Here is a 13,560-nt window from a genome sequence, read left to right as displayed (position 1 = left end):
GTCCTAGCGGTGGCGCGATCCTAGGGTTGGCGGGGTGCGCCCGGAGGCTCCGCACGCGGGGGCACCGGGGGCGGTTCCGTCGCCGGGGGCACCTGAGTGCCAGGGGGCGCGGCGGATTGCGAGGCGGGGACCGGCGGCGGCAAATAGCCTGCCGGCGGAGCGTCGGCCGGATCCGTCGGCCCCATGTCGAGGCGGAAGGGCGGGTATTCGTCCCGCATCAGCGCCACGTAGGCAATAACGCGGTGGGTCCAGCGGTTCAGGCCGATCAGCAGGTCAAAAAGCCTCCGGCCGAATCGCCCCGTAAACAGCAGGCTGAACCCGGCCACAATCACCAGCAGGCCGATCAGCGATATCCCGCCGCCGCCTTGGTAGCCCACCCAGGTTCCATCAACCCAGGTGCCGTCCACCCATCTGCCGTCCACCCATGTCCGCCGGTTGCCCCAGGTGCTCGCCGCGCCTGAGAAGGCGGCGACGATCAGGAGTTGGGGAAGGGCCAAGAGCCACCACTTGACCAGCACCAGGCCGCGGGAGAGGTGCTCGGGGTACTCGACGTCGAAATCTGCCGGGTAGTCGGTCCGTGCCAGCGTGAAGGGCGGGTAGCGGTCCGTCCCGATCGCGGCGTAGGCGTAGAAGGCCACCCGCCAGTTCCACCGCAGCACGCCCACGTTGAAGTTGAACAGCGAGCGCGGATAGCGGCCCGTGAACAGGATGGCAAAGCCGGCCACAATGGTGGTCACGAAGAAGGCGAACCACAGGAAGAACAGCACGATGTAGTGCGGGATCGCCAGGAACCACTTGATCAGCCACATGCCGCGGGAGAGTCCGGGGTCGAGGTAGCCATTCAGCCGCACGGGGTACCGGGAGGTGTCCGAAGGCTGCGGGTCCGTGGGCAGCGGCGTACGGCCGCCTCCGGGTGGAATCGCGGCAGCGGCTGTGGCGTAAGGACCTGCGGCACCCGGCGTTGTGGCGTAAGGGGCATGGGCGTCCCGGCCCACCGGCACGGGCCCGGGGCCCGCGGGCGCAGCCGACGGGTAATGCGGCGGCGGGCCGTGCCTGCCGAGCCCTGCGGCGCCGGCCACAATCAGTGGCACACCCACGGCCAGCAGGGCGATGCCACCGATCAGGAGCCCGATGAAGACCGGCAGCAACAGGTCGGACCGGACGCCTGCCTGCAGGTCCACTGAAACCGGGGCGGCGCCGTCGGCGTTCATGACCACCACTGCCCAGCGGCCGCTGCGCAGGTCCCATTCAATCTGCTGGGTTCCGGTTCCCTGGGCGGACGTGGACCAGAATGACTGGGCGCCCGGGGCAGCGGGTACCGCGTCTCCGGGGACCTCACGGTACTGGACGCGGAACGGGTAGGAATTCAACTCGGTGATTTCGGAATGCCGGACGTTGTCCAGGTACCGGGCCACGTCCTCCTGGGGTCCGATACCGATGAAGATCTGTTGGCCGGACGCCGACGTGCCGCGCAACAGCAATCGCCCCGCACTGTCCACCGGCAGGACGTCCGGCAGTTCCTCGTCCACCAGGACATTCAGGCCAGGCGAGGTGATGGCACGCGTGGCCACGTCGTAGCGCTCTGTGGGTGTGGTCAAATATCCGTTGTCGCGCTGCTGGAAGTTGACCCATCCGACGGCGCCGGCGCCTGTCAGCAGTCCAAGCCCCATCAGGGCGGCGAGGGTGCCGAGTACCAGCATGACTATCCGGCCTGGTTTCATGGCCAGTCCTTTCTTGCCTCTTGCTTGGCCCCCCGGAGTCTTATGCGCCCGCTCTGTGAGCGGGCGCCGATTTCACGCCGTGATCACCACTTTGAGTGCCTTGGTTTCGGCGGCGCGGGCGAAGGTGTCGTAGGCGTCCATGAACTGATCGAACGTGAAGTGGTGGGTGGCGAAATTCTCGGCCGGAACCTTCTTCTGGGCCACCAACTTGAGGAGCATCGGCGTGGTGTTGGCATTGACCAGCCCCATGCTGATGTTGATGTTCTGGATCCAGAGGTTCTCCACGTGGAGTTCGACGGACTTTCCATGCACGCCCACGTTGGCCACATTGCCGCCGGGGCGGACGATGTCCGTGCACATGGTGAACGTCGCCGGGATGCCCACCGCCTCGATGGCCACGTCCACGCCCTGTCCGTCCGTGAGCGCCAGCACCTGTTCCTTCCAGTCGGCGTCGCCCGAGAGCACGACGTCGGTGGCGCCGAACTCGCGGGACTTTTCCAGCCGGTTCGCGTCAAGGTCGATAGCGATGATGGTTGCCGCGCCGTACAGCCCGGCGGTGGCGATTGCTGCCAACCCGACCGGCCCCGCGCCTACAACCGCCACGGTGTCCCCCGGCTTGACCCGCCCGTACTGCACGCCGATTTCAAAGCCGGTGGGCAGGATGTCGGAGAGCATCACGGCCTGATCGTCGCTGACCCCTTCGGGGAGAAGGTGCAGTGAGTTCTCCGCGTACGGGACGCGCACGTATTCGGCCTGCGTACCGTCGATCAGGTGTCCGAAGACCCAGCCGATGCCTGCTGCCCCTTCCTCGCCCATGCAGTGCGAGTACAGGCCGGTCTTGCAGTTGGCGCAGTGGCCGCAGGACTTGATACAGGAGATGATGACCCGGTCCCCTACTTTCAGGCTGGTGACCGAGGAGCCCACCTCGGTGATGGTTCCCACACCTTCGTGCCCCAGGATCCGGCCTTTCTGAACTGCGGGCACGTCCCCCTTGAGGATGTGCAGGTCCGTTCCACAGATGGTGGTGGTGTCCACCTTGACGATCACGTCGCTGGGGTTCCGGATCTTGGGGTCCGGGACGTCGGTCCAAGACTTTTCGCCGGGACCGCCGTAGACAAGCGCTTTCATGCGTACTCCTTGACTCTGTGGATGAAGCCGGGATCCACGATTTTCACGCGGCACGGCACTACGGAACGGTCCACTCCCGATGCCAGCCGGGACAGGCGGGCGCATTCGTGGAGTTCTTCGAGGACCGTGTCGGTGACCCGTGCGCGCGAGAGATCGATGGTGAGTTCTTTGCCGTGCAGCAGTGAAGTGGTACGCCGGGCAACGACATACAAGGCGCGGAGGCTGGCCCCTGTTACCACGCCGCGGACTTCAAGGCTGGCGGCCTCCAGGTCCGCTTCAATGCGGATCACAATCTTCAGCCGGTGCTCTGAATGTTCGTAATGCGTGGTGGATGGGGCTCCATGACGGGAGTGGAGGGCGGGTCGGGTACCCAGGACAGTTCGTGCGTGCTGATTCATGAAGCCGGGTCTCCTGCTATGTCCGGGAGGCGCACTGCGCCAGCCCTTCCCCAATTTTTAGCGAGACCGGTTTCCTGATCGGCGAAGCATTTCCCCTCCCCAAGGTGCGTGCGTGAGTAACGCAGACGTGAGATGCCCCACATCAAGGATGGCGGCTCCGCCCAGCAACGGTAAGGGACGAAAGACCCCTTTACGGAGGCCTGCTGGGCGGCGCCGGTGCCCGCCCGGGGCTTATGGCCCGTGACAGCGCGATCGGCGGTCTGGAGAATTGCCCGATGACGAAGCCACGGAACATGAAACATATTTCAAAGCCTGCAGTGTTCGCCTGGCTGGTGGCATCGGGCTTCCTGTTCCGGCGCTTCCAGTTGCACTGGGGTGCCACGGACGCCGAAGCCGACGGCGGGCTCCCGGGCGACGACTTCCTGTCCACGGCGGATCTGCAGTCCACGCGGGCCATCACCATCAAGGCTCCGGCGAATGAGGTGTGGCCCTGGCTGGCGCAGATGGGTCAGGGACGCGGCGGACTCTACAGCTACGACTTCCTGGAAAACCTCGCCGGCCTGGACATCCACAGTGCCGACCGTGTCCACCCGGAGTGGCAGGACATCAAGGCGGGCGACCGCTTTCACCTGGCACCGGCAGCCTCCGCGGACCTGGAAGTGGGGCTGGTGGACCCGGGCAACGCGCTCGTGCTGCGTGTTCCTCCCGGTTCACCGCCCGGGCCGTTCGATTTCAGCTGGGCATTTGTCCTGCAGCCGCAGCCTGCCGGCACCACCCGCTTGTTGGTGCGGGAACGGTACGCCTACCGGCAGTGGTGGGCCCGGTGCCTGGTCGAGGTGGTGGAGGTTGCCAGTTTCGTCATGTCCCGGCGCATGCTCCACGGGATCAGAAGCCGCGCAGAGGGGAACTCTTAGTAGCCTGTCCCTATGCCTGAACCCGCTGCGCCCGACCTCGTCCTTGCCTCCGTCCGGGAGCCCGGGGGGACGGACTGTTTGGATATCCATATTGCCCGGGGCGTGGTCACTCGGATAACGGCGGCGGATGAGCAGCGGAGCGGGGCGCGCACCGTTGACTTCAGCGGCCGGTACGCAATCCCGGGCCTGTGGGATGAGCATGTTCACATGACCCAGTGGGCCATGGCCGCCAACCGCGTCGACCTTTCGCACGCCGCGTCGGCGAGTGATGCCGTCGACGTCGTTCATTCCCATCTCACCGGTGGCCGTCCCGCGGAGGGGGACGACGGCGTCGGCGGCCCGACACTGGTGGGCGTCGGCTTCCGCGACGCCGTCTGGGCGGACCACCCCAGCCTGGCGATGCTCGATGCCGTGACGCGGGGCGTTCCCGCGGCGCTCATCAGCCACGACCTCCACTGCGTCTGGGTGAACAGTGCCGCCGCGAAACGCTACGGGGTGGACGTGGACGCCAGCGGCCTGCTGCGCGAGGACCCGGCGTTTGCCCTGACGCGCGAGCTCGGCCGCCTGCCGGACTCCGTAGTCGACGCCTGGGTCCGCGAAGCCGCGCAGAAAGCCGCCGCCCGCGGCGTGGTTGGGATCGTGGACTTCGAGATGACCTGGAACCGCGAAGTGTGGCTCAGGCACGTCAGCGGCGGCTTCGGCTCACTGAGGGTGGACGCCGGCGTCTATCCGGAGCACCTGGACCGTGCCCGGATTGAGGGCATGCGGACAGGTCAGGACATTCCGGGCGGGAACGGCCTGCTCCGCGTGGGGCCGCTGAAGGTACTGATCGACGGCTCGCTCAACACCCGGACCGCCTACTGCGTGGACCCTTATCCGCATGGTGGACGGGGGCTGCTGACCGTCAGCGAAGCCGAACTGCGGGCATTGCTGGTCCGGGCCAATGAATCCGGCTTCGTTCCCGCTGTCCACGCGATCGGCGACGCCGCGAACGAGGTGGCCCTGAACGCGTTTGAGGCCGCCGGCATCCGCGGACGGATCGAACATGCCCAGTTTGTCCGGCAGGAGGACTTCGCCCGCTTTGGCCGGCTGGGCCTGACTGCGAGCGTCCAGCCCGCGCATGCCCTTGATGACAGGGACGCTGCCGACGCCAACTGGGGCGACCGCACCGGCCGGGCGTTCCCGCTGCGGTCGCTGCTGGCGGCAGGGGCCACGCTGGCGCTCGGCTCCGACGCGCCCGTTGCTCCACTGGATCCGTGGACTGCGATGTCGGCAGCGACCACGAGGTCCGCCCTGGACGGCCGCGGACCGTGGCACCCGGAGCAGGCCATCACCCGGGCGGAAGCCCTGTTTGCGTCTTCCCGGGGACGGTCCCGGATCCGCGTGGGAGATCCGGCGGACATCGCGGTGCTGGATGCCGATCCGCTCGGCGTCCCGGACAAGACGTTCGCGTCGATGCCGGTGGCGGCGACGCTCGTTGCGGGGCGGTTCACGTACGATGGCGGCGCGCTGGCTACGCCGGGGAGCTGACTACGCCGGGCAGCTGACCGGCGCAAACGGACACTTAGGGCCCCAACGCTAGCCCGGTTCTAGCCCTTCACCCGGGCCTGGACCAGGTTGGCGAACGGCAGGCGGCCGAATTCGCTGCGGAAGTCCGCGTGATACTTGGCCTCCGCCTGATTCAGCCCGCCGGCCGGGAGCTCCTTCCAGGCAATGAGCAGGGACTTGGCGTTCGCGAGCTGCCAGATCAGCCGCCCGTCCCAGTGACCGGGCGGCTTGCCGTTACCAAAGTCCAGGAATTCCTGAACCTGCCGGCGCAGTCCGCGGTTGCCCTTGCTGCCGGGACCGGCCTTGCCCACGTAGAGGACGTCGGCGCCGTCGACCCATTCAGCCGCGAGTGCCGTCTGAGTGAGCGATGGATCTTTCTTCTTGAACACGCCAGCCGTGCTCTTGGCCAGGAACTGCACCTGGAATCCATCGGGCTGGAGGACGGCGAAGATCCCCGGAGCCTGCGGAATCCGGTTTATTTCCAGTTCCGCGAAGGGCCTGAAACCGGCGAAGCCGTCTTCACGAAGCGCCTGTCTGTTGACCTGCATGGTTGGGGTCCTTGGCTCGTGAACACGTGGAACGGCGGCGGCCGCCAATGAAACTCTAGCCGGACGGCGTCGCCAAAGTTATAGTAAGCATACTGATTACTTGGCGAATCCTCGTCGTCGTCAGGCACTGCACCACCGTTCCAGTCAAAGGAGACACCATGAGCACGAAGGTCGACAAACGCATTCTGGTCAACGTCCCGGCAAGCACGGCGTACAACCAGTGGACCCAGTTCGAGGAATTTCCGCACTTCATGGGTGGCGTAAAGAGTGTGACGCAACTCAGCGATGACCGCCTTGAATGGGTGGCTGAAATCGCAGGTGTCCGCCGGAAGTGGGAGGCGAAAATCCTGGAGCAGGTCCCGGACCGGAAGATCGCCTGGGCAGCGACGGAAGGTGCAACGAATGCGGGGACCGTAACTTTCGAAGACGTGGGAGGGGGTCAGACCTCGGTGCAGCTTTCGCTCGAATACGAACCGGAAGGCATCGTGGAGACCCTGGGCGACAAGCTGCATGTCGTCGAGCGTCAGGTAGAAGCGGACCTGAAGAGGTTCAAGGACTTCATCGAGGACGAAGGCTATGCAAGCGGCGCCTGGCGCGGGACCGTCAACGAAGGTGCCTCGCCAGGGGCTCCCGGAGTCGAGGCGGCCGCGGCTTCACGCGGCGATTCCGGCAAGGCCGGCGTCTCCGGGAAGGTCGCCGCGGGAGTAGGAGTCGCCGCGGCAGCGGCAGTAGGCGCAGCCGCCAGCATGCGGGACAAGGACACGGAGCCCACCACCCGCACCACGGCACCCGTTTCCGAGACCCCGATCACCGCCGTTCCGGCCACCAACTCGTCCGGCTATGTGGAACCCGCGGAAGCGGCCGGCACGGCGGCCGGAACGGCATCCGGCGTCGGTTCCGGTTCCGGTTCCGGTTCCGGTTCCGCGTTGAGTGACGACCGGATTGCGAAGCCGTTCGACCAGACCAACGGCCTGGTCGATTTCGAAGGCGATTCGGACGAAACCGCAGATAGCGACACGAGAAGCGCGGCCGAACGCAGGGCCGAAGAAAACCGCGACGGCGGCCTCCCTCCGGCGGCCGGTAGCCTCGGCCAGCACTAGGGCTGTCTCGCTGGGGGCGAGCACCAGGGGCGTCGCCTCCCGTCAAGAACGGGAGGCGACGCCCCGTTCTTGTGCCCACTTGATTGTCGATGGTCGCGGAGACACTTGATGTATGGACGGCGAGCAGGAGCCGGAACGGACTTCGGGAGCAGCGGACGCGGTGGCGATCACCGAGATGATCGCCACCCTGGCTATCGCACGGCCTGAGGCGGACGGTGCGGGGATGATCGACCAGCTTCGTAAACTCGAGGAGCTAAAGTCCGCTGCAGCCGCGCTGCAGGCCAGGGTCGCGGTTGCCTTTGACATAAGCCAGCGCAGTGACCAGGCACGCTCGGGCGTCCCCGCCGAAGAGCTCGGCACCGGCGTCGCTGCGCAGATCGCCCTCGCGCGGCGGGAATCGCTAGCCAGGGGCAGCCGGCTCCTGGGCTTGGCGAAGGCGCTCGCCACCGAGATGCCGCATACCCTCGCCGGGCTGGAGGCAGGCCGGCTCAACGAATGGCGTGCAACGCTCCTGGTCCGTGAGACTGCCTGCCTGTCCGCGGCTGACCGCAGCGCCGTTGACGAAGAGTTGGCGTCCGACGCCGGGAGGTTCAGTGGAGCAGGTGACCGTGCGGTGATTGCCGCGGCACGGTCCGCCGCGTATCGGCGCGATCCGAGGTCCGTGGCGGACCGTGCCAGCCACGCCGCCGAGCGCCATGTCAGTCTCCGGCGGGCGCCCGACACCATGTGCTACGTGACGGCGTTCCTCCCGGTCGCCGAGGGTGTGGCTGTCCACGCAGCGCTCACCAGGCATGCGGACGCGTTGCGATCCGACGGCGACCCCCGTTCACGTCGCCAAATCATGGCCGACGCGCTCGTTGAACGCACCACGGGGACGCCGGGTGGAATCAGCGGCATCGAGATCCAGCTGGTCATGACTGACCGCACGCTGTTACAGGGAGACAGCGAACCGACGCGGCTCCCCGGCTACGGCGTTGTCCCTGGTGGGCGGGCCCGGGAGATCGTCGTCCCGGACCCGGACCGGCCGATGAACATTTGGCTCCGGCGGCTCTACACCGCCCCGCAATTACCTGGGCATCTGCCTCCTGAAACAGCAGCCTCCCGTCACCGGCGCGAACTCCGGCATCGGCCAAGGCGCTCAAACGCGGCAAGCTAAGAGCCGTGGCCGCGGCCTACTGGAGACCGGGTTTGGTGCGCTACGTCAGTACTCATGGAGCCAACCACTAAGCGAAGTGAGCGTAAGAGTTGAAATCCGCAGAACATCAACCCCGGCCAAAAGCGTAGAGTGGAACCAGACGCCTGATTCTGGACGCCGTGTGCTGAGGGAGAAATCGTGACGATTGACTGGGACGAAAAAAAGGCCCTGCTGCAGGAACCGAACATCGCTGCTGTAACCCAGCTTTGCGACGAACTCATGGAGAAGAAGCCGGGCTCAGTAGTCCCGTACATCGACCCCGTCCACGATGAGGACGAGTGCAGGATCGTCAGTCTCCATGTCAGCCCCGGCAAGGGCACCGAATCCGGCTTCGTTTCGCACTTCAACGACGACGAAGCAGCCCGGCGGGCCACGTCAATTTACGAAATCGTGGAACTCGATCCCCGCTACGTGATGCCGTGGAACGCCTATCCTTGGGTGCGCGACCCGGATCTGCCGTCGGCCCTCAATGTCCAGGAAAAGACGGACGGCCTCAGGCCCTTCCGCCAGTTCCTCAAGATCAACAAGCGCGTCTCCGCCATCATCGCCCACGGCACGGACGCCCAGACCTTCCTGACCCTCTTCGAAAAGACGTACCACCAGTCCTTGAAGAACTCCGGGATCAAGATCTACAAAGCCAGCGCCCTCGGCGGCCGGGCCTTCGCGGTCTCCGCAAACAAGCAGGAAGAGCTGCTGAGCAAGAGCGTTGAAATCTACAAGGACGCGATGCAGCGGGCCGGGATCCAGCACCTCTAATTACGGCCCTCCTGCAGGGTGACGCCCGGCTGCAGGTGACGCCCGACGCCGGGACCCACCTTTGCGGCACGGCCTGCCTTACGCTTCCAGCAGCCGGCGGCGGTGCTTCAGCTCCTTGAGCCACGATCTGGTGACCATCGCCGAAAACGGTGCGGCGCCGTCGTCGTTCGCTCCCGTGAAGGCCGTGCCCGCTTCCAGATCTGCCACCAGCGGACCCGACGCCTTCAGCCCCAGCTCCAGCACTTGCACCGCGGCGCGTTCGGCCAGCCCCAGCCCGGTGGCCCAGCCGAGGAAATGCCTCCGCGAGATCCCCGTGCGCTTGCCGTCCAGCATCAGGGCCAGCGTCTTGTCGCCGTAGACCACCGTGGAGGGAATGTCGTACACAGGCGCGATGGACCACTCCCCCGATGGCTGCTGCACCATCGACACATTCTTGGCATGAAGATCGCCGTTCCCGCTCAACCATGCGAACGCAGCCTGGATGGCCAGGTTCCGCAACGCCGGCAGCGGCGCCGCGCAGTATTCCGCCAAGGCATGGCACACCTGCCCGTAACCCACGTTGTACTTGTCCGCCGGGTAGAGCCGCAGCACCTGCGCACCGTCCTCGACGGCGAGCCGCTGCACCGCTCCGTGGGCGCCGCCCGGGAGCGGAATCCGATCGAACCGCTCCACCAGAAGCCCCGGCCGCCCACCGACGTCCCGGATCAGCCGCACCTTGCTCAGCGGAATACGCAGCTTGGCGGCATACCGGAACATCACCAACTCGTTCTCCACCACATGCGGGAACTCCGGCGCGTTGAGCTTAAGGATGTAGCGCCGGCCGGCACTGGCCACCGGCATGGAGATCATCCCGGCCGACAGCTTGTCCTGCACGCCGGCGAGGGCCACGGGGTCGATCAGCCCGGAATCGCCCAGCAGCGCGTCGAAATCAACCGGCGTCTTCGGGTTCAGCTCAACCGCGTGCTCGTCCGGGTCCAGGGGTTCGCCGTGGCCCACGACCTGCACGTCGCCCACCGGGTTGGCGCCGGCGACGATCAAGAGCGAGAGTTCGTCATCCACGCTCGTTTTTACCGAGCGCCGCAACGCGTTCAGCCGCCTGCCCTCCGGCAGCAGCCCGGTGAAGTACGGCGGCGCGGCACCCGCGGCAGACAACACCGGTTCGGCGGTCAGAGGGAGGGAACTGGCGACGGCGGGACCTCCGGCTGCGAGGTACGCCGGCAGGTAGCTGAATCTGGTGCCGCCCTCATGCCGCTCGAGCCGCGCGGCCAGCACGCCCGCCTTGTAGACGTCGGCGACGCGGTGCCTCATGGCCTGTCCTCCGGCACGGGTCTGTCGGCGGCACGGCCTGCGGCGCTTCGCTGCCCGTCGATGGCCCGGGCTGCGGCACGTGTCCGCGTGGTCAGCTGAAGCTCCAGCCCGAGCGTCCCAAGAAGCGCCAGGAGTGAGTCCAGCTGCACGCTGCGCTTCCCCTGCTCAACGAAGCGGACGAAGCGCTCGGACACTCCGGCGAGCTGGGCCAGGTCGTGCTGGGTGAGCCGCAGGGCAGCCCGGCGGGCCCGGACCTCGGCTGCAAGCCCGTCAGTGAACGCATCCGCCATCCCGAACCTCCTGATAGGCACGAACGTACCGTTTTCTTGCCTGCCGCCCATAATACGGCGGGATGCGCCCGCGTGAATAGGGGACTTCGGAACGAACGTACCGGCCGGTGGATTCGCGGCGCACCCGTAGGGCCTCCACGACCCTCCGCCCGCGCTGGAAGCTGACTTCACAATTGACAGTCCGTGTGACCCGTGCCATATTTGAAGCGTGATGAACCTGTCAGACAGCCGGACAGCAGGACAGCCGCTCGCCCGCCTTAGCGCGGCCGAAGCAGTCTTCAACGTCCTCCGCGCGGACATCGAATCCGGCAAGCTCGAGGTCGGCGCCAAGCTGAGCGCCGAAGCCACCCTCGCCCAGGAGTACGGTGTGAGCCGTTCCGTGGTCCGTGAGGCCTTGCGCTCCTGCAACGCCCTCGGCCTGACCATGACTAAAACCGGCCGCGGCACGTTTGTGGTGGCCAACCGGGTGGCCAAGGACCTGGTCCTCGGCCAGTATTCGGCCCTGGACCTCACCGAGGCCCGCCCGCACATCGAAGTCCCGGCCGCCGGCCTGGCCGCCGAACGGCGCACCCCGGAGGAGCTTGACGGGTTGCGGGACATCGTCGCTGCAATGGCCGCCGAGGACGACCCCGAAGCCTGGGTGACCCTCGACTCCAGCTTCCACGCAGCCATTGCCCGTGCCAGCCACAACAAGGTGTTCGAAAACGTGGTCTCCGACATCCGCGACGCTCTGGCACACCAGTCCGAAATGCTCAACATGGTGGCGGACCGCCAGCATGCCTCCGACCACGAACACCAGCGGATTTTGGCCGCCATCGAATCCGGCAATGCCGCCGAGGCCAGCTCCGCCATGCAGGAACACCTGCACGCTGTGGGCGTGGCCCTCGACTCCATCCTCAACCGGTAGCTCCCGGCAACCCACGCACACCCGACACACAGCACCGAAACCCAAGGAACCCATGCTCTCCCCAGCCCTGCCCGTCCATGCCCAGACTCCGGTTCAAACCCCGGACCTCAAGGCGCTGCCGCAGCACACCGCCTTGGCGGTGCAGACCCGGGACGGGCTTGTGGAAAGCATCCACTACGGTTCATTGATCGCCACCGCCCCGGATGAATCGGCCGACGGCGGCCTCCGCACGCTTTTCTCCGCAGGCGACCCGCTGGCCCCTTTCTACCCGCGGTCGTCGCTCAAGCCGCTGCAGGCCGTGGCTATGGTCAGTGCCGGCCTCGACCTTCCCGCCGATCTCCTCGCCCTCACGGCTGCCAGCCACTCCGGAGCCGCAATGCACCGCGACGGCGCCCTCCGCATCCTCGAAATGCATGGCCTCACGGCGAACGCCCTGGAAAACAGCACGGACCTCCCCTACGGGACGGATGAACGGGAGGAATGGCTCCGCGACGGCGGAACCGCCACCCAGCTGGCCCAGAACTGCTCCGGCAAGCACGCCTCCATGGCAGCAACCTGCGTCATCAACGGCTGGCCGGTCCGCGGCTACCTTGATCCGGGACACCCCCTGCAGCAGCTCGTGCGCACCACAGTCCGGCAACTCACCAGGGAAGAACCCGAGCGCACCAGCACCGACGGTTGCGGCACTCCCCTGTTCGCCCTCACCCTCCGTGGAATGGCTCGCGCGTTCGGCCGGATCACCTCCGCAGTGGTGACCGACCCCGAAAGCCCGGAAGCCGCCGTCGGCCGCGCGATGACGCAGCACCCCGAAATGGTGGCCGGCACTGGCCGCGACGTCACCGAACTGATGCGGCTCGCCCCCGGCATTCTGGCCAAGGACGGCTTCGAAGGCGTGCAGCTCGTGGGACTGCCGGACGGCCGCGCCGTGGCGATGAAGATTTCCGACGGCGGGGACCGCGCCCGCATGCCGGTCACCGTCCGCGCACTGGAAGCGCTCGACGTCGACACCGCACCGCTCGCCGGCATCGCCACCGGCGCTGTCCTCGGCGGCGGACGGTCCGTGGGTGTGTTGCAGGCCACCGATTTCCTGTCCGCGCCCGTCAACGAAGCCCTGTGAGGACCCCATGACCACCATTGCCGATACCGCCCCGGACACCCGTTCCGAACACGATCTCCTCGGGGACCGGGACATCCCCGCCGCCGCGTACTGGGGCGTGCACACCCTGAGGGCCGTGGAGAACTTCCCCATCACCGGCCAGCCGCTGTCCACGAACATGTACCTGGTCCGCGGCCTCGCCGCGGTGAAACTCGCCGCCGCCCGCACCAACCGCGAACTCGGCCTCCTGGACCCCGAACGGGCCGACGCGATCGAACAGGCCTGCACCGACATCATGGGCGGACACCTGGCCGGGCAGTTCGTCGTGGACGTCATCCAGGGCGGCGCCGGGACCTCCTCGAACATGAACGCCAACGAGGTCATCGCCAACCGCGCCCTGGAAATCCTCGGCCACCCCAAAGGCGACTACGCCCGCCTGCACCCCAACGACCACGTCAACCTCTCCCAGTCCACCAACGACGTCTACCCCACCGCGGTCAAACTCGGCACCATCTTCGCCGTCCGCGAGCTCCTCGGCGCCCTGGAAGAACTCGAGGACGCCTGCGCCGCCAAGGCCGCCGAGTTCCGCACCGTGGTCAAAATGGGCCGCACCCAGTTACAGGACGCCGTCCCCATGACCCTCGGCCAGGA

At 66.9% G+C, this 13,560-nt stretch carries 13 protein-coding genes and 1 pseudogene; 8 read left to right on the top strand and 6 right to left on the bottom strand.

From position 1 onward, the window contains the following. Positions 1-20: 20 nt before the first annotated feature. From AB0N24_RS24920 to AB0N24_RS24910, 3 genes are all read right to left on the bottom strand, one after another. Positions 21-1,721: a DUF4389 domain-containing protein gene (locus tag AB0N24_RS24920; protein ID WP_364130504.1), complete on the bottom strand. Its 1,701-nt coding sequence runs from the start codon at positions 1,719-1,721 to the stop codon at positions 21-23. Positions 1,722-1,793: 72 nt separating this feature from the next. Further along, positions 1,794-2,849 carry a zinc-dependent alcohol dehydrogenase family protein gene (locus AB0N24_RS24915; protein ID WP_364130501.1) on the bottom strand — a complete coding sequence of 352 codons (1,056 nt, stop codon included), beginning with the start codon at positions 2,847-2,849 and terminating at the stop codon, positions 1,794-1,796. Next, positions 2,846-3,247 (bottom strand): hypothetical protein, encoded by a 402-nt coding sequence (locus AB0N24_RS24910; protein ID WP_364130499.1) that lies wholly within the window; start codon positions 3,245-3,247, stop codon positions 2,846-2,848. Before AB0N24_RS24910 ends, AB0N24_RS24915 begins: the two co-directional genes overlap by 4 nt. A gap of 293 nt (positions 3,248-3,540) precedes the next feature. On the opposite strand from AB0N24_RS24910, the gene AB0N24_RS24905 reads away from it, so the two are divergent. Both AB0N24_RS24905 and AB0N24_RS24900 read left to right on the top strand, forming a co-directional pair. Further along, positions 3,541-4,161 carry an SRPBCC family protein gene (locus tag AB0N24_RS24905; RefSeq protein WP_364130496.1) on the top strand — a complete coding sequence of 207 codons (621 nt, stop codon included), beginning with the start codon at positions 3,541-3,543 and terminating at the stop codon, positions 4,159-4,161. A gap of 12 nt (positions 4,162-4,173) precedes the next feature. Next, positions 4,174-5,691 (top strand): amidohydrolase family protein, encoded by a 1,518-nt coding sequence (locus AB0N24_RS24900; RefSeq protein WP_364130493.1) that lies wholly within the window; start codon positions 4,174-4,176, stop codon positions 5,689-5,691. 59 nt (positions 5,692-5,750) lie between these two features. Here the strand turns inward: AB0N24_RS24900 and AB0N24_RS24895 are convergent, their stop codons facing one another. Next, positions 5,751-6,257 (bottom strand): hypothetical protein, encoded by a 507-nt coding sequence (locus tag AB0N24_RS24895; protein WP_364130490.1) that lies wholly within the window; start codon positions 6,255-6,257, stop codon positions 5,751-5,753. Positions 6,258-6,415: 158 nt separating this feature from the next. Between AB0N24_RS24895 and AB0N24_RS24890 the strand changes: the two genes are divergently transcribed. The 3 genes and pseudogenes from AB0N24_RS24890 to AB0N24_RS24880 all read left to right on the top strand — a co-directional run bounded on the left by AB0N24_RS24890 (position 6,416) and on the right by AB0N24_RS24880 (position 9,308). Beyond that, on the top strand, positions 6,416-7,357 hold the full coding sequence (locus AB0N24_RS24890) for an SRPBCC family protein (protein WP_364130488.1): 942 nt from the start codon (positions 6,416-6,418) through the stop codon (positions 7,355-7,357). A gap of 175 nt (positions 7,358-7,532) precedes the next feature. Then, a pseudogene (locus AB0N24_RS24885) lies at positions 7,533-8,420 on the top strand (DUF222 domain-containing protein); the annotation flags it as partial. Between the two features lie 270 nt (positions 8,421-8,690). Next, a complete protein-coding gene (locus AB0N24_RS24880) occupies positions 8,691-9,308 on the top strand; it encodes a uracil-DNA glycosylase (RefSeq protein WP_347899077.1) in 618 nt (205 codons plus the stop codon). 78 nt (positions 9,309-9,386) lie between these two features. On the opposite strand, the gene AB0N24_RS24875 is transcribed toward AB0N24_RS24880, so the two are convergent. Both AB0N24_RS24875 and AB0N24_RS24870 read right to left on the bottom strand, forming a co-directional pair. After that, positions 9,387-10,616, bottom strand: coding sequence for a HipA domain-containing protein (locus AB0N24_RS24875; RefSeq protein ID WP_364130485.1), 1,230 nt, complete (start codon positions 10,614-10,616; stop codon positions 9,387-9,389). Beyond that, complete coding sequence (locus tag AB0N24_RS24870) at positions 10,613-10,906, bottom strand: type II toxin-antitoxin system Y4mF family antitoxin (RefSeq protein WP_364130482.1); 294 nt, start codon at positions 10,904-10,906, stop codon at positions 10,613-10,615. The genes AB0N24_RS24875 and AB0N24_RS24870 overlap by 4 nt, the downstream gene beginning before the upstream one ends. Before the next feature lie 211 nt (positions 10,907-11,117). Between AB0N24_RS24870 and AB0N24_RS24865 the strand changes: the two genes are divergently transcribed. From AB0N24_RS24865 to AB0N24_RS24855, 3 genes are all read left to right on the top strand, one after another. Next, positions 11,118-11,813 (top strand): FadR/GntR family transcriptional regulator, encoded by a 696-nt coding sequence (locus AB0N24_RS24865; protein WP_364130568.1) that lies wholly within the window; start codon positions 11,118-11,120, stop codon positions 11,811-11,813. A gap of 52 nt (positions 11,814-11,865) precedes the next feature. Continuing rightward, positions 11,866-12,930 (top strand): asparaginase, encoded by a 1,065-nt coding sequence (locus AB0N24_RS24860; protein WP_364130479.1) that lies wholly within the window; start codon positions 11,866-11,868, stop codon positions 12,928-12,930. A gap of 7 nt (positions 12,931-12,937) precedes the next feature. Further along, the coding region (locus AB0N24_RS24855; RefSeq protein ID WP_364130477.1) for a lyase family protein at positions 12,938-13,560 on the top strand (623 nt) is incomplete at its 3' end.

This window comes from Arthrobacter sp. NPDC093128 (genome assembly GCF_040683875.1).
GTDB lineage: Bacteria > Actinomycetota > Actinomycetes > Actinomycetales > Micrococcaceae > Arthrobacter.
Note: the sequence above shows the minus strand (reverse complement) of the source record. Positions and strands in the feature narration are given on the sequence as shown.